The organism is Paenibacillus alginolyticus DSM 5050 = NBRC 15375, assembly GCF_000422905.1.
GTDB lineage: Bacteria > Bacillota > Bacilli > Paenibacillales > NBRC-103111 > Paenibacillus_E > Paenibacillus_E alginolyticus.
Window position 1 is genome coordinate 19,659 of record NZ_AUGY01000043.1, and the last position, 20,771, is coordinate 40,429.

Genomic DNA, 20,771 nt, shown 5'->3' on the forward strand with positions numbered 1-20,771 from the left:
TAGATATGTATAAAGCTTTATCAGCCCGAGATAGTAAAGAATGCTTCGCCACACCTTTTTATATTCTGTAACACCAAAACTGCATGTGATTTTTCTTTGAATAGTCCTAGGGATGATTGGAGCTTACCGTTATTTATGGTAAGGTTCCCCCCGATTTATCCGCATCGCGCGATAAATCTGCTCCACCAGCACCAGCCGCATCAGCTGGTGCGGCAGCGTCATGCGGCCAAAAGACAGCCGCATATCCGCACGGCGCAGCACCTCGCTAGATAGCCCCAGCGAGCCGCCGATCACGAAGGCCACCTGGCTCCGCCCGTAGGTGGCCAACTTGTCGAGCGAGCCTGCCAGCTGCTCGCTCGTCCACATCTCACCGTCGATGGCCAGCGCCACGACGTACACGTCCGCGGCGAGCTTGGCCAACAGCCGCTCGCCCTCCTTCACACGCACCTGCTGCTCCTCAGCAGGGCTCATGTTCTCCGGTGCCTTCTCATCCGGCACCTCAATCATCTGCACCTTGGCATACGGCCCAAGGCGCTTCACATACTCCGCGATCCCGTCCACGAGATAGCGCTCTTTCAATTTCCCTACGGTTAATATCTGTATATGCATAACCGACAATCTCCCCTCATTTGCTCCATTGGATAAAATACAATCAAATTGAGCTCATTCACCTTATTTGCCCGTTTTCATTAGAACAAATCCAACAGAATGCTCCAAAATCAGCTCTTTTAAGCCATTTCGACATATTCCACTGTATAAATCCAATGGAACTAACCCCAACCGCCGATGTCATGAGATATAGTTGGATGTCATCCAATCAAATTCATCCAGTTTAGGTTTTTCTACTTTCCTCCCAACCCAAACAAAAAAGGAAGGCCTCCGCCTCCCTCATACAACTAGAAATCGCGCTAACTCCTTGCAATGCTCGCAGTGCGTCGGTGGCTCCCAACTAGCGAAGTGAGTCTTCTGCAGATCCACAATGTCCGGAGCCTCCTCATACTCATCAACAAACTCATCAATCGCGATTTCCACATGATCTTTACAAACTACATGCATGCAAGTACCTCTCATCCGCCAATGTTTCTATCCACGCATATATTAACAAGCTTATCATTCATCTTGTATCACTTATCCATCGCCTCAACCAACGTAACCACCGCATTCAGCTTCTTACCCCCGCGGTAATACACCACGTTGACCTTATCGCCAATCTTCTTCTCGTTGTACAAATATTTCCGCAGCGAGATCGTACTGTCAATCTTGCGGTCATCCAATTGAACAATAACATCCTGCGCTTTGAGGCCCGCTTCTTTGGCAGGTCCGGACACATCGAAGACGATAACTCCAGTCTTAACATCTGCAGGCAGCTTTAATACATCCGTCCCTTTAAAAGCTTGCAGTTCCTGCGTCGAAACACCCATCAACGGTCTCTTCACCTTATGATCCTTGATCAAACTATCTATAATCGGCTTCACATTATTAATCGGAATGGCAAAACCTAACCCTTCCACACCCGTATCCGATATCTTCATGGAATTGATTCCGACAACCTTGCCTTCGATATTCACCAGCGGTCCGCCGCTGTTCCCTTGGTTGATAGCCGCATCCGTTTGGATAACATCCATCTCCCAGTCGTAATCCGTTCCTTCACGTGCCAGCGAAACAGGTATCGTTCGTTTTGGCGAAGATATAATGCCTTGGGTTACAGTTGGCGAAAATCCGAGTCCAAGCGGGTTGCCTACCGCAATCGCCATCTCCCCTGCTCGCAGCGATTCGGAGTCACCGAATTCAGCAAGCACTTTGATGTCTTTTCCATCTGCTTCCAGCAAGGCTAGATCCGTAATCCGATCACGCCCGATTAGGGTTGCTTTGCGATGCTCACCTTGGAAATTAACGATTTCGAACTGGTTCCCGCTCTCAACAACGTGACTATTCGTCACAATTCGAACTTTATCACCATTCCGTGCGAAAATAACACCCGAGCCAATCCCCAGTCCAGTCTCTTGGCCTTTATCATCCTTCTTCGAGGAAATAACGCTGACCACAGCAGGCTTTATTTTCTCCGTTGCCGCCACGACAGAATCGTTGCTGTTCATCGGATGCGCCTCGGCTTTTGCCACTGAAGCTGGTATCGCTAGCGGAGCCCCTGAGGTATTACTTTTCCCGAATCCGGCTACTAATCCGACTAGCAAAAGCATGGCTAACGCTCCGCCAACTCCAGCAATGAGGGCCACATTCCGTCTGCGACCCGCGAAGCTTGTGAATGCCCCTGTCCCTTTGGGACGCCAAGTATCCTGGCGCTGTTTGGACCTTTTGGTGGAATAAAAATCATCATCAAACAAACTCATATCGGGTCCCTCCTCGCTGATGGGGGTTAAGTATCCTCGGATTATTTTTTTAACGTTTTCCTTAGTTTGTTTTTCAATCCCGCCATAAATGGTTATTTTCAAAAAACAGGAATGTTTCCTTCACTTCTTGCCTACAATAATAGTAAACCAAATCTCTTAACGAAATACTAGAGTTATCTGCAATTTTAAATCAGACAAATAAAGGAGAATGCTCAGAATGAACCGTATTCCTTCTCATTTTGATGAAATCAATATGATTGGTAAGCTCGCTGACCTCAAAGATAGCCACTACCACCAGTCTCTCGTCCTCTCATCTCTCATTCAAGTTCTGATCGATAAGGGTCTTATCACCGCGCAGGAGATCCAGCTCAAATCCAAAGAGCTCGACGCCGCGCTTACTCCGAATCCAATACATCCCATTTCGTAGAGCGGTCAAAATATGTATCCATCAGCCGCAGCTGTTTAGCTTCAGGGGCACGCTCTTGTACTATGTTATTCACCGTTAGCCTGGCCAAATCCATTAAATTATGGTCACGGCTTAAATGTGCCATATAGACCGACTTCGTCTTGTGCGTCAACACGTCACAGAGCGCTTCCCCTGCAGCTTCATTGGATAAATGGCCCTTGTCCCCAAGGATACGACGCTTAATACTCCATGGATAGTGCCCCACGCGCAGCATGTCCACATCGTGATTCGTCTCGAGTACCAAGCTATCTGAATCGGTAATCTTTTCTTTGACCTTCTCACTCATGTAGCCCAAATCCGTTACAACGCTTAACTTCTGTTCTCCTTCATAAAAGCAGTACCCCACCGGCTCCGCTGCATCATGTGATATTCCGAATGACTCCACGCGCAGCGTACCGAATTCCTCGATACCTCCGGTTTCCATGACCCTTTTGTTGCCTTCCGCGATCACACCGATTTGACGGTCGAGCTCTTCCCAAGTCTTCTCATTTGCATAAATAGGCAAATCATATTTGCGAGCCAGCGCTCCCAGCCCTTTAATATGATCCGAATGCTCGTGTGTGACCAGAATGGCATCAATACTGCTCGCCTCGAGCTCACGTTCCTTCATTAACAGCTCCATCTTCTTGGCGCTAAAACCCACATCTATCAGCAGCTTGATTTCACCATTGTCAACCACCGTCGCATTACCCGTCGAACCGCTCGACAGTACCGTAAACCTCATACCCATCTTCCCTACTCCTCTATGCTTACATGTCATCCATCTAGCCGTTCATTGTTGTCTATCCCACTTGCTTACTTCTTATCCTTGCTCTTGTCGCTGCCATTTTCAGGGTTCTCTGTTGATTTCGCACCATCTACTTGCGTACCAAATGGAGCCAATTCAGACTCTTTCTGCGGAGACTCAACCGCTCCATTGAAAGCTTGCACATAATAAATATCTCCGTTATCGATCCTAATTCGCCAATGCGGAAACATCGGTTGTGTTTCTGAATTATACGGCTGTCCGTGATACCCCAGTCTGACTTCCGTAATAATGGCGCCATCACTCAAATAGTTGTCCACTAAGCTGCGAACAGCTAACTGAGCCGGGATCAGCTTCTGCTCTATTTGCTCTACTCCTGATTCTACTTCAACATAAACTTGACGGTAACTGGTAATTTCTCCATTATTCTCATTCAGTTCCACTCTTACATCGAAGAGAGGAATCTTGCCATATAGCTGCGTGAACACATAAACGCCTTTTCGACTAATCGCTGAATCCAATTGGTATAAGCCAAAATTCGGTATCTCCGACTGAGCTTGAACTTCTTTGCTAGCCCCTTTACCAAGCAGATTGCCCATATTAATGGGCGTTTTCAGCGTCTTCAGTTCGCTAGGCTTCATATTATCGTCATACTTCACCGTTATGACTTTCATCTTCGGTTGATCCGTCGGCAACTCATCCATTAGCCGTATATTTTTATTTCGGAGCGCGTTATTCAGCTCTTCCACGGTACCAGATGTGTCCAAAGCGATTTCCGTCTGATTGGAACGATTGGTGGACCAAAGTTGGAACCCAAGAATCAAATTCAACATCAAAAAGGAACAAATCAAAATCGTTTTAGCCCGACTCCAATTCATGATCCAACCAACCTTTCCTCAGAAATGAAACATGTCTACTCCATAAAATCATACGTGCCATCTCGCAGCTCAATAGCCCACGTTGCCGTCAATACAAGCGTCTTATCCGTTACTACCGGACGATACGCTGGGAATATAGACAAAATACTAGAACGCTTCTGATAATACTGCAGCCTTTCTTCCAAAGCGTCGCCAGACATAATTTCGAAATCACGCCGCTGTACCGTCTTCAAATCAGGAATAATCATTGACCGCTCGAATCCAGAAATAATTCCCTTCTGAACCTGCATTTTCATGGAGCCAAAGCCTTCAGTCTGCGGTGTAATAATCGGCAAAGATTCATAGTACTGTCGGAACGTGAACGTGTGATTATCGATTAACTGCTTCTGCGGTGTTCGAGAAACCATATATTTCCCATCCCAGCCGATATGCTGATTAATAAATTTGATACCCGCCTGCAAGTCATCTAATACATCCGTTTTACTTTCTACAGGTGCAACAGGATCCGAATACGTGACCCACCGCAGATCTCGGTTTAGCTGAAAACCGCGCTTGCTGTCCGTATATATTTCAGAACCGTCGCGCTCTTTGAGATAGCGTGTAATACCCGGATCAACGAATAGGCTTTGTTTCAATTGATCTGCCGTCAACAAGCTATAGCTAAATATATAGTTCGGCAGTCGCAGCGGCTTTATTGGGAGATAGTAATCCCCGCTGTTTGTCGTTTTGTATAGATTCGTCAGGTCACCAAATGCCGCGAAATTTTCCACATCTTTACTTGTAAAATCGGCCGAGATGACTTCGTACCCAACGCCAGGGGAATCCGTAAAGAAGAAAGCACGCACATCCTCGTTATTGCCCTTCGAATAAATCCAAATTCGCGTGATTTTATCATTATCAACCGGCATTTCGCCTTCAATCCGCAGCAGCTGCTGCAGAATCGTAAAAGGAATCCCGTCACGGAATCGAATCTCAACCCCTTGCTGTTTCGTACGAACTTCTTCCCAGTTCACATTGACCAAATACATCGACGTTTTGCGAAAGCCTTTAAAGCTTCGCTGCTTAATATTATCGAGCAATCGTGTGTAATAGTAATTGTTAGGATACAGAACAGAGTGCTGTTGATTGCCTAGATGCACGATAATTTGATCAGGGAACAGCATGTCATGCAGCTCCGATTGCTTCCCTAATGTCTCCGTCTGAACATAATTACTTTGTTGAATAGGCTCGATCTTAGGCGGGGTGTACGAAGCTAAATAGAAGCTTTGGTACAAGCTTGTTCCAATCAGAACGACAAGTAGGATGGATTTCAGACTCTCGATCATAGCTCATCTTCCTCCTCTTGCTGAATCGGCAATGTAAATACAACACGAGTTCCTTGTCCCAATTCCGATTCCAAACTGATCGAGCCGCCATGTGCTTTTACTATTTCCCGGGCAATAGATAAACCCAGCCCAGTACCGCCCATATTGCGGGAACGCGCCTTGTCCACACGGTAGAATCGGTCAAAAATGCGGGACAGATCCTTCTTCGGGATGCCAATTCCGTTATCCTGCACCGAAATTTCCAGTACATCCTTCTCGATCTTTCTCGCTTCCAGCCGAATGGCTCCCTCATCACCCGTATACTTAATCGCATTCGACACGAGATTGTCGAGTACTTGATCAATTTTATCCCGATCCAGCAGTAATCTGGTCACGCCGGGCTCCACTTGAATTAGAATTTGAATCTTCCGCTGCTGCAGCTGGAATGAGAAGCGGTCCGCTACTTCCTCCAGCATTTCGCTCACAAGCGTCGAGGATTTACTCATCATCGATTGCTTGGAATCAAGCCTCGATAAATGCAAGAGATCCGTCACTAAGCGGATCATCCGCTCCGTCTCGCTGCGCGTTACGCTAATGAAGCGTGAAGCCAGCTGCGGCTCCTCAATCGCGCCATCATCGAGCGCTTCCAGATAGCTCTTGATCGTCGTCAACGGCGTACGCAGCTCATGCGAAACATTCGCTACGAACTCGCGCCTCGCCTGCTCCAGCTTCTCTTGGTCCGTTACGTCCTGCAGAACCGCAATAATCCCGTTCTGTCCTTCACCTCGGCGGTGAATCGGCGTGAACGTGATACGTACGGACAGCTGCTCATCGTCATCGGGGATATGAATATCCAGCAGCGTTGTACTAACCTGCCCTTGAAGGAAACCGCGAATCGTATCCATCGGAATACCGAGCACCTCGGATATGTCCAGACCGAGCGTCGCTTCCTCTTCCGTTTGTAGAATTTGCTTCGCCCTACGATTAAGCACAATGACATGCCCTCTATCGTCCGTAGCAATGATCCCGTCATTCATATTCGTTAAGATCGAAGCGAGCTTTTCCTTCTCTTCTTCATTCAGCGAGAGCGCTTCTTTGAGCCTATTCATCATAAAATTAAAGGTTTGACCGAGCTGCCCAATCTCATCGGTCCCCTGAATAATAACCTGTTGATCAAAGTTACCCTCTGCAACAGCCGTCGCCTGCTTCGTAATCTCTTTGATCGGATTCGTAATCGTACTGGTAAGCAGCACACCCAGAATAGCGGTTAGCCCTAGAGCGATCAAGGTTCCCGAGATGAGGATGCGGTTAATCGATCGAATCGTTTTATACACATCTTCCATGGAAGCAATAATGTATACCGCACCCAGGACACGAGCACCGCTGCCTACCGGCTTGGCGATAATCACCTTCCGATAACCATCCCCGTCCGTGAAGATCCGTTGGTTATCCTTAATCCCCTGCAGTGCCCTGATGACCTCCGGCTGCGTGTTCTTTTGTTTTAAATGATTGGGAACTGATGTGCTAATCACATTCCCGTTCGCATCTATAATTTGAATTTCCGCATTATTAATGGAAAATAAGTTGCTGACGAATTCGTTCAAATCCGCATACGTCTTCTTGCCTTCGGCAGCGTTCTTGCTGTCCTGATCCCCTGTGAGGTACGACCCCACAAAGCCGGCCAGCAGCGTCACCTGACTGTTGCGTGAAGCCAAAAAGTCATTCTTGAAATACGTCTCCACCGTCTTATAGAAATACACGCCAATCAGCTGCATCGCAATCAGAATGAGTAAGACATAAATAATAATCAGCTTCGCTTGAATCGATTGAAAGAAGCGGATGCCCTTCATGCTCAGAAGCCTCCGGCCTTAGGACTGCGCATTAAGTAGCCTAAGCCCCTGCGCGTCATAATATACTCCGGACGGCTCGGGTCCGTCTCCAGCTTCTCCCGTAAGCGCCGAATCGTTACATCGACTGTTCGTACGTCGCCGAAATATTCAAAGCCCCACACAGCCTGCAGCAGGTGCTCGCGTGTCATCACTTTGCCTGAATTTTTGGCCAAATACTGAATAAGCTCGAACTCCCGATGCGTCAAATCGAGCGGAGTGCCATCTTTATACACCATGTACATGTCGTTATCGATAAACAGAGCATGAATACGCATCCCATTCCGCTGCGTGTCAGACTCGCTTGGAGCTGACTGCGCTTTCGTCTGTCTGCGCAGGTGCGCCTTCACTCGGGCTAGCAGCTCCCTTGTACCGAATGGCTTGGTCACATAGTCGTCTGCGCCCATTTCTAGGCCAAGCACTTTATCCAGTTCTGTATCTTTCGCTGTGAGCATAATGATAGGAGTATTCAGCTTCGAGCGAACCTCTCGGCATACATCCATCCCATCCTTCACAGGCAGCATGAGATCCAGCAATATAAGATCCGGCTGCTCAGAGAAAGCAAGCTCTACAGCGCTTCCGCCGTCATACGCACAGATGACCTGGTAGCCCTCTTTTTCCAAATTAAATTTCAAAATATCTGCAATCGGTTGTTCGTCATCCACCACGAGAATTTTACCAAACAAACCTACCACCGCCTACTCAAGGATAAATGACTTCGTCCTACAGGGACGAGCATGTAAAGTCAGTCTATTTTCTGCATACTACCCTCTATTTTATCATACATTCAAGTGAGAAACCCTCTACCCGATGCAAATCGAAACTTATTCTTTCTATTGTGGAAAAAAGAGACAAGGCCCCCCCGATTTGTCCGGTTCGACCTTGCCTCTATCTATTTTCTAAAATTAGCGGTTTAAATACTTTAATGGGTTTTCTAAACTACCACTTTTGTGAATCTCAAAATGTAAGTGAACACCCGTGGAGTCGCCTGTACTTCCCATAATCCCGATTTTATCGCCTTTTTCGACGATTGTACCTTCGGTAGTGGTGATTTTGCTCAAATGGCCATATAACGTCTCGTAACCGTTCAAATGATTAATAATGATATAATTGCCGTAATCAGATTTATAACCGGTTTCCGTGACTTTGCCGTTATCGGCCGTCATGATATTCTTGTTGCCTGTGATATCAATTCCTTTGTGGAGCTTGCCCCATCGCATACCGAACGTACTTGAAATACTTGGGGAAACGACAGGCCACGCGAACTTCCCTGAGCCTTCGCCTTGAATCACTTTCGTTCCTTTTTTCACCTTAGCCATAACAGGGTTATCAATGATTTCTTCATTCACAAGCTTCTCTTCGGTCATTAGACCGTCGACCTTCGTCACTTGAATCGTAACCTTCTTCAGCCCATTCTTACCAGCGGAAATCGGTTGAACAACACCTACACGAAGGGAATCATCTTTCACATACTCGGTGTCGTATTGAATCTCCTGATTCTGTACAACCCGTTCTGTTGTCTTAACTGAGAGCGTTGGTTTGAGCACCGTCACATCAAGTTGGTTGCCGATTTTCAGCTTATCATCTTGAAGGCCGGGGTTCTTATCATAAATGAATTGCTTCGTAATCCCTAATTTCTTTGCGATACAGGAGACGCAATCTCCTTCAACAACCGTATACTTAGCAGGCTGTACATCGCCGGTCTTAAGCTTTTTAACGACATCTTCCGGCTTAGCCAAATCATTTGGTTGGATAGGAACCTCATTGGTATCTACCTTCTGAACAAACTCTACTTTCTCGAGTTCCGATGGTGCTGTTGTGATATCCTCACCTATCCCTGTTGATAGGGCAGCTACCTTAGCGGTTTCCTTGGCTTTAGGCGCGAAGGGCGCACTTACCTGTTCAAGAATCCGATCAGCCGTCTGTTGATCCTTCACAATTGCGATGGTTTTCCCATCTACCTTCAATTCAATGCCGACCGGTTGCGGCACAAGCAGCTCATCAAGTGATGCCAAAACAGCTGAATCATCTGATTTTAAATTGTAAGCCCTTTCAGGCTCGTAGGTAACTTCGTTTGTTTTCAGAACGACATGTACATCTGGGAATTTTTGTTGCACTTCTTGCGGTTTTCTTTGCTTATATTCATCGATAATCTTATTGTCGCTTACGATACCTATTTCTTGGCCATCCAGCTTCACATGATACACATTCACCATGCCTGCCTCTACATATTGATGACCGGTAAACGTAATTACCCCAGTTAGAGCAATCGCACTAACTCCCAGAGCAAGAGACCATTTATGTCGTTTCATAACCGTTAGTGTCGTAGTTGTCGTTGATTCTTCCAGCTGCTTGTCTGATATTGATTCATTTCCGGTCAAGCTTTCTCGCTTAGGCGTGAATCTCTTGATGAGATCCATGACAAAGCGCATACCCCTGAAACCTGTCATGATCTTCTCCCTTTGAACGGTTTTGCATCCATAGATACATAAATAAACCTTGATTAGACATAATATCCATAAGGATGTCTTCCTTTTGTTAAATTTAACACACTTTCTCTGCCTATTTCAACAAAATACTCGATATCCATGTGATAGATTCGTGTCCATTACCAAAAGAAGACGATAAAGATCCATTTTTTTGTATGAAAATCCAAGAGATTTTGCGCGCTGCTACAAGGATTGACGAATTTGCATGAAAAATTGAAAGGGGATATCCTCAATGGAAATTAATTTGGCGGCTACATTCCAAAATAGGGATAATTTAGAGCAAGCGGCTGAAGTACTTAAACTGCAAGGTGTATTAGATATCAAATTCGATAATGGCTTTGTGCCTAATTCCGATCACCAGGCAGATACCTTCATTCAATCCGTAGGCAGCCTTGCTGCTGAGCCCTCCTTTGCACTCAAAGTAAGTGTTGAGAAGTCACGTTATCGCCAAGCTGAGGACACGATTATCAAATACGGCGGACAACTCCACTAATCCATCCAAGTAGGAAAAGATTAATATTTGCTTAGGATATCTGTAAGCTGCTTCAATTCCTTCTCGCTTAAGTACTTTTTAAGTGTGTCATTGACTTGCTTTAACTCCTCTGTCGTAATCCCATCTTCGAGCATTCCGGATAGATTCTGCACCTCAGCTTGCGGCAGCTTAGCAACAACTAGAGAAAATATTTTCATCTTATCGTCGCTGGACAGTGCTTCTTTCTTTTTGGCAAAATCCTCCGTCGACATGACGAGTTCCTTTTTCTGATCGTTCGCTTCACTTCGCGCTCTTCCCATAACGGCTATGGCATCATCCTTGGCTCCTTGGGAAGCATCTCCACCGTCAATTGAACTAACTCCACTCACGGGAAGTTGATTGTTTGAACTCGGGTTAGATGAGCTTCCAGACGGGTTGAGACTAGGAACAGGCTTCGTAGGTGCAGGGCTTTCGGATGGGGCAGCTTGCTTCCCCCCGTCTCTACGCATAACTATATTCAGCTCCCCCGCCAATCTTGCAGCAAATTCGTTAAATTGAACCTTTTTACCCAAAGCTGGGATCTGATATTGTCGAAATATATCCTCCACGTATATATTTACGACATACCATGTCGTAAACATCGTTATCGATGTAATCAAGACTGTTCCAATGACGATCTTACCTAACCATGCTATTAATTTCATACTCGCTATCACTCCTGGCGCATAATCATGTTCCTCCCTCCCAGTATTGACGAAATCATCTCCATTAAATCCCTTTTTGATAAAAAAGAAATCCTCTAAGCTGCAAACAGCCCAGAGGATTTCTTAAGTTATTCAGGAAAATGCGAACATTTTGCCTTATTTCGTTGTGATTATGCGTAGATTGGACGAACCAGGTTTGTTTGTTCACGATTGCGACCCACAGAGAAGATCGCGATAGGAATACCTGTCAGCTGGGAAACACGCTCCACATAATGTCTGGCATTCTCAGGCAGATCGCTCAGCGTACGTGCGCCGGATACGTCTTCTGTCCAACCTGGAAGCTCTTCATATACAGCTTCACACTCAGAGATAGCTTTCAGGCTAGCTGGGTAGTGCTCAATTAACTCGCCGCGGTACATGTAACCTGTGCAAATTTTCACCGTTTCAAGACCTGTCAGAACGTCAATGGAGTTAAGGGACAAGCCTGTAATTCCGCTAACGCGTCTTGCGTGACGCACAACAACGCTGTCGAACCAACCAACACGACGCGGACGACCCGTTACTGTACCGTATTCAAAGCCTTTTTCACGAATCCATGCACCAATTTCATTGTCCAGTTCCGTTGGGAACGGGCCATCACCGACACGCGTCGTGTATGCTTTGGCCACACCAATGATGTTGTGGATCTTCGTTGGTCCTACACCAGAACCAATACATACGCCGCCAGCTGTTGGGTTCGAAGAAGTAACATACGGGTATGTACCTTGGTCGATATCCAGCATAACACCTTGTGCGCCTTCGAACAGCACTCTGCGGCCTTGATCAATATATTGATTTAAGACAACAGATGTGTCCGTAACATAAGGACGAATCACTTCTGCGTACGCGAGGTACTCTTTAAGAATCGGCTCTACATCAAGCCCTTGCGAACCGTATACTTGCTCAATCACAACGTTTTTCTCAGCAACGATGCGTCTAAGCTTCAATTCGAACTCTTCCGCATCCATCAAATCAGCGATACGAATGCCGTTACGAGCTGCTTTATCCATATAACAAGGACCGATCCCTTTGCGGGTCGTGCCAATTTTGCTATCACCTTTGCGATCTTCTTCCAGACCATCCATCAGCAAATGATACGGCATAATAACATGCGCGCGGTCACTGATGTTCAGGTTCGTCGTCGTAAAACCATTATCATGAATGTAGTTAATTTCTTCAATGAGCGCAGCCGGGTTAATCACCATGCCATTCCCGATTACACAAGCTTTATCTTTGTAAAAAATACCAGAAGGTATCATCGTTAGCTTATATTTCTTCCCGCTAATAATGATCGTATGGCCTGCATTGTTACCACCTTGATAACGAGCAACCACCTCAGCAGATTCCGCTAAGAAATCCGTGATTTTCCCTTTCCCTTCATCTCCCCATTGCGTACCGACAACAACAACCGTTGACATATGCACTACCTCCGTACGGTGACGAATCACCCATAATGAGCCGTTATGGCTTTAGTACCACAGAGCGAAGTTGGACTTCATTAAAGCGCTAAAGCGTCTAGCGTCCATCATACTTTCCCTCTGGCGATGCAAATACCTCTATACACCGTTACACAAATAGTGATCCAGGTCAGAGGGCTTACTCACCGCAAAGGAACATCCAGGTTTCTTCGGCAGACTTCTGCAGGAAGGGAACCTACCTTACGCCTTACGGCATGAAAAACGACCTTATTTCGAATTTGCCTTGCGATAAGCAGGCATTCGACCAAGGTTTTTTCACCGTCTCTAGTGTAGCAGTCCCCCTGAGCAAAGTCAATTAAAAACGAACAATTACACAGGTGCCCGTATAATCGTTCGGATATTGTGCAAACTAATAGGTTAAATAAAAAAAACAGCCGTCAATACTGCGCGGCTGCTGCTTCCTGATGACTTCGATCCATATTCACGAACTTATTAAATTGCTTCAAAAAGGCAAGCTCTACGGTTCCAACTGGACCGTTCCGCTGCTTAGCAATAATAATCTCGATAATGTTTTTCTTCTCGGATTCCTTATCGTAGTAATCGTCCCGGTAGAGGAACGCTACGATGTCGGCATCTTGCTCGATCGATCCCGATTCCCTAAGGTCAGACATCATCGGGCGCTTGTCTTGTCGCTGCTCAACACCCCGGCTCAGCTGCGAGAGCGCGATGACCGGAACGTTGAGCTCACGCGCAATTTGCTTCAGCGTACGGGAGATTTCAGAGACCTCCTGCTGACGGTTATCGCCTTTGCCGCGGCCGGCAATCAGCTGCAGGTAGTCGATGAGGATCATGCCGAGCCCCTTCTCCTGCTGCAGACGACGGCACTTCGCGCGGATGTCCGCAACTGTAATCGATGGTGAATCATCGATGTAGATGTTCGCTTCGGACAAGGCGCCAATCGCCATCGTCAGCTTCTCCCAGTCGTCGCCCTCGAGATAACCCGTCCGCATGCGGTTCGCGTCGACGTTCGCTTCCGCGCAGATCATACGCTGTACGAGCTGCGCCGCGCCCATCTCCAGAGAGAAGATGGCGACGGTTTCTTTGGCCCGCACGCCCACGTTCTGCGCAACGTTCAGCGCGAACGCGGTCTTACCGACCGAAGGACGGGCGGCCAAGATGACAAGGTCCGAGCGCTGGAAGCCGGACGTCATCTTGTCGAGGTCAATGAAGCCCGAAGGGATCCCCGTTGACCCTCCCTTATTCGAGTAAAGCTGCTCAACTTTCTCGAATACTTCCATGAGCACGTCGCGAATAACCACGAAGCCGCTTGAGCTGCGGCGCTGCGAGATCTCAAGGATCTTCGCCTCCGCTTCGCTGAGCATCGACCCTACGTCGTCCTCATTGGCATAGCCATTGGAGACGATTTGGGTCGCTGTGCGGATAAGGCGGCGCAACATCGACTTCTCCTCGACGATAGCCGCGTAGTAGTCAATGTTTGCGGCTGTTGGCACCGCGTTAGCCAACTCAGAAAGATATGTCACGCCGCCGATCTCTTCAAGCTGCTGCTTGTTCTGCAGCCGCGACGTTAGCGTGATCAGGTCGACAGGCTCCTGCTCTTCTGCGAGTTCTACGATCGCCTCGAAGATGCGTTGATGTGTACCACGATAGAAGTCGTCGCTTGATATCCGCTCCATGGCGGTAATCAAGGCTTCGCCGTGAATCAAAATAGCACCGAGTACGGCTTGCTCGGCTTCTATATTTTGTGGGGGTACACGATCCATAAACATATTATCTCCGCTCATGCTGCTGTACCCGCCTTTCTTTTCGATAGTTAGTTTACTAGCCTTGCATACAAATGGATGAGAAAATCTTCAATCGCTTTATTCTATCATCCATGGTTTATTTTTACTCTCCAAATTAAACTTACTAATTTTTCATTTTAGAACTCTTACCCCTCGCCCAGTTTCCTGAACAAGGAACATATAGTTAGCTACTCCAAGTACTCTATCATTCTGCTAATATTCATCCATGCTGCAACTCTATGAGCTAAAAGTAACTACATGCAAAAAGTGCAGTAAATCACCGTTTATTTCACATTTTGAGCAGAATTGATGCATTTAGTGCATCAATTATCCACACTTCGGACTTCATTTGTTCTTATTCGAACAATTAGCTGCACTTTTTGCATGAACTCGCTTGAAAGTGCTGGAATAGACTGAATTTGCTGCACTTTTTACATCATCGCTACAAAAGTGGGCACCTAAGTTGGTGCCTAGAAGTGCTTCTAGCCAGCCAATCTATCATTTCGAAGCACTATCAAACAATCAAACTCTCTTAAACTCTCTTACGCACACTACAAACCATCTCTTCCGACATCTAATAAAGGGATCAAAACCCCTGAATAACCTCACAATAGATAAGAGCCCCTCCAAGGGACTCTTACCTTACCATGTTCTTTCTCAGTAACGTTGTTTCTCTTTCTCCATAGCGCTGTTGATTCTTGCTCTGGAAAGTTGCTTCTCTCTCTCCGTAACGCTATTGTCTCTTGCTCTGGAAAGTTGCTTCACTTTCTCCGTAACGTTGCTCTCTGTTCTGGAACGTTGTTTCTCTTGCTCTGGATCGCTATTTCTCCTTGCTCCAGAACGCCATACCTACGTTCCACAACCCCGCTTCTCCGCTTACTTCTCTTCCGTCACGTGAACGTTCAAGCTAGCTGTTACTTCACTATGCAGTTTCACAGCAACCTTCGTCACGCCAAGCGTACGAATTGGATCCTCCAGTACGATTTTGCGCTTATCGATGACGATCTTGTACTGCTTCTCTAGAATCTCTGCGATTTGCTTGCTAGGGATGGCTCCGAATAGACGCCCGCCTTCACCGGCTTTCGCCTTGATTTGAACCGTCATTTCACTAAGCTTCTCACCGAGTGCCTGAGCATCGGCTTTCTCTTGATCCTTGCGGCGCTGCTCTGCTTTCTTCTGATTATCCAGCACCTTTACAGTTCCTTGTGTAGCTGGTGCAGCAAGCCCCTGCGCGATTAGGAAATTCTGTGCGTAGCCCTCAGATACTTCTTTCACTTCGCCCTTTTTACCTTGGCCTTTTACGTCTTTTAGTAAAATTACTTTCATTCGAAAAGTCCCTCCTCTTCCTGCATTTCCTCTAATACTTTCTTCAATCGATTCGTTGCTTCCTCTAAAGTGCCATCGATCTGCGTGGCTGCATTCGTTAAATGCCCGCCTCCGCCCAGACGCTCCATAACGATTTGAACGTTCATCTGTCCCAGCGATCTTGCGCTAATCCCGATCAATCCGTCCGGTCGTTCGGCGATGACAAAGGATGCCATAATATTCGTCATATTCAACAATGTATCAGCTACTTGCGCAATCATCAACTGAGAATATTTGCGATTTGGCTCAGCAACTGCCAATGCGATATGCTCGTAAATCGTTTCTGTTAGTTTAATGACTTCTGCTCGCTCGATATACGAATCAAGATCTTCCTTCAGCAATCGCTGAATTAAGGCGGAATCTGCACCATTTCGGCGCAAATAGGATGCCGCTTCGAAGGTTCTTGCCCCTGTACGGAGGCTGAAACTCTTCGTATCCACCACGATGCCAGCCAGCAGCATGGTTGCTTCCAACACTTCCATCGTGAGTTTTTCATTGATATATTGAAGCAGCTCCGTCACAAGCTCACACGTTGAGGACGCATAAGGCTCCATATAGACGAGCGTCGCATCATGAATGAACTCCTCACTACGTCGATGGTGATCGACCACCACGACCCTGTGTGTCTGCTGCAGCAGCTTAGGCTCAGCCACCATGGACGCTTTATGTGTGTCCACAACAACCGCCAACGATCGCTGTGTCGTAATCTGCATCGCCTGCTCCGGCGTAATGAACCAACGATGCAGGCGCTCATCGGCAGCAATCGTCTCCATCACCTTCTGAATTGAAGGATTGACGCCCTCAAGTACAATATAGCCTTCCTTACCGACAACCTGTACAGCCTTCAAGACACCAACCGCTGCACCCACGGAGTCCATATCGGGGAAACGATGACCCATAATGATCACTTTATCGCTATCCTTCATGAGATCACGCAAGGCATGCGAAATGACCCTAGCTCGAACCCGCGTACGCTTCTCAACCGCATTCGTTCTTCCCCCATAGAAGGAAAGTCGCTGTCCGACTTTGACTGTTACCTGATCGCCGCCGCGGCCGAGTGACATATCCAGTCCCATCTGCGCCATTTGACCAAGCTCCATGAGCTGTTCAGCTCCTGAAGCGATACCAATACTAAGCGTCAAAGGAAGCTTATTTTCAATCGTCAAATCCCGCACTTCATCCAAGATTTCAAAACGCGTTTGCTCCAGTTGACGCAACGCCTTCTGATCCATCAGAATGAGAAAACGATCCGACGATGTCCGGCGTAAATATAGCTGGTATTTCTGAGCCCATTCCGTAATCTCACCAGTCACCTTAGCCAGCATAATACTGCGCGTCTGATCATCGAGACCTTGCGTCGACTCGTCCAGATTATCCATCATTACAATGCCGATCGCCGTTTTCTCATCTTCATACTTCTTCGCCAAAATCGCCTGCTCCGTGATTTCACGGAAATAAAGCAGCCGCTCCTCAGGCCGAATCCATACTTGATAGATAAACTTTCCAATGGACAGCTCCAACTTGTCACTTTTGTCGTTTTTGTCCTTTTTGTTTTTCAAATCAGGGAAGAATTCGAATAGCGACTCGCCAATGACCGAATCCTTCTCCAGCATTTTTGCGACAAAAGGGTTGTGCCACTCGATGCGCTTCTCTTCATTATATAAAATAATTCCGATGGGAAGGCCGCTCATCACTTCATTGCCCGCTTTTTTCACCCGATGTGTAATCGTTCCGACGTACGTATTTAACTCTCTACGAAAAGCAGTCTCCGCTTGCAGCGTAAAGTAAGCCAATACACCACAGAACAGGAAGGCTGTGAGGCCCAGCCACCATTTGAACATATAAATAATGGCTGTCAAAATGATAAGTAGGACGAAAATCCACACGATATGTTGACCGTGCCACCGCTTTAAAAGGAACTTCGGCATTCGAACTAGCTCCTAATCCTATATATTTTTCTTGAACCGTTCTCGGATTGGAAACGCAACATCAAATACCCCTAATAAGCTGTATACGATAAATAAAGGAGGCATGAAGCAAAGGATGACAATCGCCACAATAGGCAATATAGGCTTCCACTTGTTCGCATGAGCAACAAAGAATAGAAAGCAAATCGCCTGAATAGCGAAGACCAGCATAAGCAGCGGCATCGCATTCATTAATAGCGTAGAGATCATCGAAATGGAAGCTGGATTAACAAATAAATCTAATACAAATACTACTAAATAGATCCAGACAAGCGATTTCTGCAGCATCCACTCCCTCATCGGGCGTAATCCTGGAATCCCTTCTCCTGTTTTGTTGAGCAGCCAGCGGCTGATGCCGTGGGAGACAAACGTATAGAATAGAGCAACGAAAATTAGATATAAAGGAATCACTTGCACGATGAAATTGACATACCAATCCTGATCTTTCGGCAAAATATCACGGATCCCAGGAGGCATGCCCGCTATGCTTTCCATCATGAATTGTTTGAATCTGGCAATCGGATCAAATCCGAGCGCATACCCGATGACAAGACTCACTAGAGACTCTGCCAAAATCGTGATAATCCCTGCCGTTAACACGGATCTTGCCGCTGCTTTGCGTTTATATAAGTTACCCATGACCAACACAGGCGGTAAGAAGAACAAGGATACCGACATAAGGAATATCCCCTGCCATTGGGTAAGAATATAAACAACAAGCAAGCTGAGCACATAGCTAATGACGAAACGCCTGGTGCTTGATTTTACATATAACATCAGAACTGGAATCATGAGAAAACTAAATGTGAAAATAATAAAAGGCGTCATTAGAGATAGCAATGAGACGATCGTCACTGCGCTCCATATGATGCTTTGCCAACTTCGTTTCCCCAACCGGGCTCACCTCTTACGTAAATGTTCTTCTAGCGATGAAATGTCGCCGTACCAGTCCTCAAGTTGATGGCCCTCTTGGCGGTGCTTCTTCATTTTTTCTACAATAGCTTCGTCTAAACTGTGAAAGGAAATGCCTAGTCTTCTGCCTAAGATATAACCGCTCGAAATTAAGCTGGCTAATCCGTCTACAATTTTCACGTGGCTGCCTTCCCATATGCCTTTGAGCAGATGAGCTACATGATCTACGACTTCTGTCTTGAGCCATTCAATGACTTTGGCCCGTCTGGCTAGGTCAACATCCTTTTCCCTATTCAGCAACCGTCATCTCTCCTCATTCAGCAATGACTATTGTGTCAATTATACCACAAATAGGCACAAGAAAAGAAAGCCTCTACAGAGCTGTTCGATCTCCTTGCGTGGATGGTGTTGAAATCACTAGAAATTCGACACTTTCCAACGATTCGTTTCGAATTTGATGCGGTATACCTGGCAAGATGGTGCAGCCTTCCTGCGGCTTCAAGGTGATAACCGTACCATCGATCCACATCTTTGCTTCTCCGCTTAAAATGAAGAAAAACTGCTTCGCCTTTTGATGTACATGCTTCACTTCGCTCGCGCCCGCCGGCATTCGCTCTTGGATAATGGTCCTATCGGCATCCCGTTCCAGGAACCAACCGTCGCAATCATCACCCCATATGTAGTGTTCTGCCTGCTCTTTGTGGATTTTCACGATGGGTTTCTCCCCTTTTCGTTTGCTTCTTGACATACAAAAAAGACAGCCGTTAGATACAGCTGCCTTCTTGGTTTAACCCTATTCCGTTGTGTAAGGCAACAATGCGATTGTACGGGAGCGCTTGATAGCGATCGTCAATGCACGTTGGTACTTAGCGGAAGTACCAGTTACACGTCTAGGAAGAATCTTCCCGCGCTCACTGATGAACTTTTTAAGAGTTTCAATATCTTTATAGTCAATGTGCTTGATTTTGTTTACTGTGAAGTAACAAACCTTACGACGTTTACCTTTACCGCCTTTACCACGAGGAGCAAATTTGCGGTCGCCGCGATCTTCACTGTTGTTATCTCTTTTTTGGAAAGCCATTAGTTTGTTCAGTCCTTTCTACTTTAGAATGGCAAATCATCATCGGAAATATCGATCGGTTTTCCGTCATCTATGAAAGGATCCTGCTGCTCGCGCGATCCACCGCCACGATTGCCACTGCCGCTTCCGCCGCCGTAGCTTGCGTTTGCGTTAGATGATCCGCCTTCTTCGCGATTACCGCCGCTGTTGCTGGATTCAAGGAAACGTACATTATCGGCAATAACTTCGGTCACATAAACGCGCTTGCCCTCATTGTTGTCGTAATTCCGTACCTGAATACGTCCTTCCACTGCTGTTAAACGACCTTTACGCAAATAGTTCGCGCATGTTTCAGCAAGCTGCCTCCACGTGACGATATTGATAAAGTCCGCTTCCCGTTCTTTCGACTGTGAGTTCGTGAAAGGGCGGTCTACTGCAAGTGTAAATTGTGTGACAGCTACGCCAGCTGGCGTATAACGAAGTTCTGGATCTTTGGTCAATCGACCGATAAGAATAACACGGTTCAACATGGAACAACCCTCCTGACGAAAATACTGGCATGAATTAAGCTACGTCGTTTACGATTAAGTGACGAATAACTTCGTCCGAAATCTTAAGTACGCGATCAAGTTCAGTTACAACAGCAGGTTCTGCGTTGAAGTGTACCAGCACATAGTGCCCGTCACGGAACTTATTGATCTCATACGCAAGACGGCGTTTGCCCATCAGGTCATGTTTGGAGATTTCTCCCCCACCGTTCGTGATGATGCCTTGGAACTTTTCTACCGTAGATTGAACAACTTCTTGTTCAACGTCTGTACGAATGATGTACATCAGTTCATATTTGCGCATGTATTTCACCTCCTTTTGGACTAAGCGGCTCCTTTTTAAGCTTGTCAGACAAGCAAAGGAGCAA

At 46.6% G+C, this 20,771-nt stretch carries 22 protein-coding genes; 2 read left to right on the plus strand and 20 right to left on the minus strand.

Translation table 11 applies throughout. The features are described from left to right. Positions 1 to 129: 129 nt before the first annotated feature. The 3 genes from rlmH to G519_RS0119450 all read right to left on the minus strand — a co-directional run bounded on the left by rlmH (position 130) and on the right by G519_RS0119450 (position 2,348). Positions 130 to 609: a 23S rRNA (pseudouridine(1915)-N(3))-methyltransferase RlmH gene (gene rlmH / locus G519_RS0119440; RefSeq protein ID WP_029196122.1), complete on the minus strand. Its 480-nt coding sequence runs from the start codon at positions 607 to 609 to the stop codon at positions 130 to 132. A gap of 279 nt (positions 610 to 888) precedes the next feature. Then, positions 889 to 1,056 (minus strand): CxxH/CxxC protein, encoded by a 168-nt coding sequence (locus tag G519_RS48480; RefSeq protein WP_063860151.1) that lies wholly within the window; start codon positions 1,054 to 1,056, stop codon positions 889 to 891. Between the two features lie 68 nt (positions 1,057 to 1,124). Next, positions 1,125 to 2,348 (minus strand): S1C family serine protease, encoded by a 1,224-nt coding sequence (locus tag G519_RS0119450; protein ID WP_029196123.1) that lies wholly within the window; start codon positions 2,346 to 2,348, stop codon positions 1,125 to 1,127. 217 nt (positions 2,349 to 2,565) lie between these two features. Between G519_RS0119450 and G519_RS0119455 the strand changes: the two genes are divergently transcribed. Next, positions 2,566 to 2,775 carry a hypothetical protein gene (locus G519_RS0119455; protein WP_029196124.1) on the plus strand — a complete coding sequence of 70 codons (210 nt, stop codon included), beginning with the start codon at positions 2,566 to 2,568 and terminating at the stop codon, positions 2,773 to 2,775. Here the strand turns inward: G519_RS0119455 and G519_RS0119460 are convergent. The 6 genes from G519_RS0119460 to G519_RS0119485 all read right to left on the minus strand — a co-directional run bounded on the left by G519_RS0119460 (position 2,744) and on the right by G519_RS0119485 (position 10,077). Further along, a complete protein-coding gene (locus G519_RS0119460) occupies positions 2,744 to 3,544 on the minus strand; it encodes an MBL fold metallo-hydrolase (RefSeq protein ID WP_029196125.1) in 801 nt (266 codons plus the stop codon). The genes G519_RS0119455 and G519_RS0119460 overlap by 32 nt on opposite strands. 65 nt (positions 3,545 to 3,609) lie before the next feature. Beyond that, positions 3,610 to 4,437: a two-component system regulatory protein YycI gene (gene yycI / locus G519_RS43690; RefSeq protein ID WP_064743492.1), complete on the minus strand. Its 828-nt coding sequence runs from the start codon at positions 4,435 to 4,437 to the stop codon at positions 3,610 to 3,612. A 35-nt stretch (positions 4,438 to 4,472) separates the two neighbouring features. Then, complete coding sequence (locus G519_RS0119470; protein WP_029196126.1) at positions 4,473 to 5,762, minus strand: YycH family regulatory protein; 1,290 nt, start codon at positions 5,760 to 5,762, stop codon at positions 4,473 to 4,475. Then, positions 5,759 to 7,591: a cell wall metabolism sensor histidine kinase WalK gene (walK, locus tag G519_RS0119475; RefSeq protein WP_029196127.1), complete on the minus strand. Its 1,833-nt coding sequence runs from the start codon at positions 7,589 to 7,591 to the stop codon at positions 5,759 to 5,761. Before walK ends, G519_RS0119470 begins: the two co-directional genes overlap by 4 nt. 2 nt (positions 7,592 to 7,593) lie before the next feature. Further along, positions 7,594 to 8,313 (minus strand): response regulator YycF, encoded by a 720-nt coding sequence (gene yycF / locus G519_RS0119480; protein WP_029196128.1) that lies wholly within the window; start codon positions 8,311 to 8,313, stop codon positions 7,594 to 7,596. A 219-nt stretch (positions 8,314 to 8,532) separates the two neighbouring features. Beyond that, on the minus strand, positions 8,533 to 10,077 hold the full coding sequence (locus G519_RS0119485) for a M23 family metallopeptidase (RefSeq protein ID WP_029196129.1): 1,545 nt from the start codon (positions 10,075 to 10,077) through the stop codon (positions 8,533 to 8,535). 271 nt (positions 10,078 to 10,348) lie between these two features. On the opposite strand from G519_RS0119485, the gene G519_RS0119490 reads away from it, so the two are divergent. Beyond that, on the plus strand, positions 10,349 to 10,609 hold the full coding sequence (locus G519_RS0119490; RefSeq protein WP_029196130.1) for a hypothetical protein: 261 nt from the start codon (positions 10,349 to 10,351) through the stop codon (positions 10,607 to 10,609). A gap of 20 nt (positions 10,610 to 10,629) precedes the next feature. Here the strand turns inward: G519_RS0119490 and G519_RS0119495 are convergent, their stop codons facing one another. The 11 genes from G519_RS0119495 to rpsF all read right to left on the minus strand — a co-directional run bounded on the left by G519_RS0119495 (position 10,630) and on the right by rpsF (position 20,707). After that, complete coding sequence (locus G519_RS0119495) at positions 10,630 to 11,292, minus strand: hypothetical protein (protein ID WP_029196131.1); 663 nt, start codon at positions 11,290 to 11,292, stop codon at positions 10,630 to 10,632. Between the two features lie 170 nt (positions 11,293 to 11,462). Continuing rightward, entirely contained in the window at positions 11,463 to 12,749 is a 1,287-nt protein-coding gene (locus G519_RS0119500; protein ID WP_029196132.1) for an adenylosuccinate synthase, read from the minus strand. Between the two features lie 437 nt (positions 12,750 to 13,186). Continuing rightward, positions 13,187 to 14,551, minus strand: a complete 1,365-nt coding sequence (dnaB, locus tag G519_RS0119505) for a replicative DNA helicase (protein ID WP_029196133.1) — start codon at positions 14,549 to 14,551, stop codon at positions 13,187 to 13,189. An 876-nt stretch (positions 14,552 to 15,427) separates the two neighbouring features. Then, on the minus strand, positions 15,428 to 15,877 hold the full coding sequence (gene rplI / locus G519_RS0119510; protein WP_029196134.1) for a 50S ribosomal protein L9: 450 nt from the start codon (positions 15,875 to 15,877) through the stop codon (positions 15,428 to 15,430). Then, positions 15,874 to 17,844, minus strand: a complete 1,971-nt coding sequence (locus G519_RS0119515; protein WP_029196135.1) for a DHH family phosphoesterase — start codon at positions 17,842 to 17,844, stop codon at positions 15,874 to 15,876. Before G519_RS0119515 ends, rplI begins: the two co-directional genes overlap by 4 nt. An 18-nt stretch (positions 17,845 to 17,862) precedes the next feature. Beyond that, positions 17,863 to 18,777, minus strand: coding sequence for a DUF2232 domain-containing protein (locus G519_RS0119520; protein WP_029196136.1), 915 nt, complete (start codon positions 18,775 to 18,777; stop codon positions 17,863 to 17,865). Between the two features lie 6 nt (positions 18,778 to 18,783). Continuing rightward, positions 18,784 to 19,095, minus strand: coding sequence for a MazG-like family protein (locus G519_RS0119525; protein WP_029196137.1), 312 nt, complete (start codon positions 19,093 to 19,095; stop codon positions 18,784 to 18,786). A 73-nt stretch (positions 19,096 to 19,168) separates the two neighbouring features. Continuing rightward, a complete protein-coding gene (locus G519_RS0119530) occupies positions 19,169 to 19,507 on the minus strand; it encodes a cupin domain-containing protein (protein ID WP_029196138.1) in 339 nt (112 codons plus the stop codon). Positions 19,508 to 19,588: 81 nt separating this feature from the next. After that, on the minus strand, positions 19,589 to 19,876 hold the full coding sequence (gene rpsR, locus G519_RS0119535; RefSeq protein ID WP_029196139.1) for a 30S ribosomal protein S18: 288 nt from the start codon (positions 19,874 to 19,876) through the stop codon (positions 19,589 to 19,591). A gap of 23 nt (positions 19,877 to 19,899) precedes the next feature. After that, positions 19,900 to 20,385: a single-stranded DNA-binding protein gene (gene ssb / locus G519_RS0119540; protein ID WP_029196140.1), complete on the minus strand. Its 486-nt coding sequence runs from the start codon at positions 20,383 to 20,385 to the stop codon at positions 19,900 to 19,902. A 34-nt stretch (positions 20,386 to 20,419) separates the two neighbouring features. Continuing rightward, positions 20,420 to 20,707, minus strand: a complete 288-nt coding sequence (rpsF, locus tag G519_RS0119545) for a 30S ribosomal protein S6 (protein ID WP_029196141.1) — start codon at positions 20,705 to 20,707, stop codon at positions 20,420 to 20,422. Positions 20,708 to 20,771 lie beyond the last annotated feature (64 nt).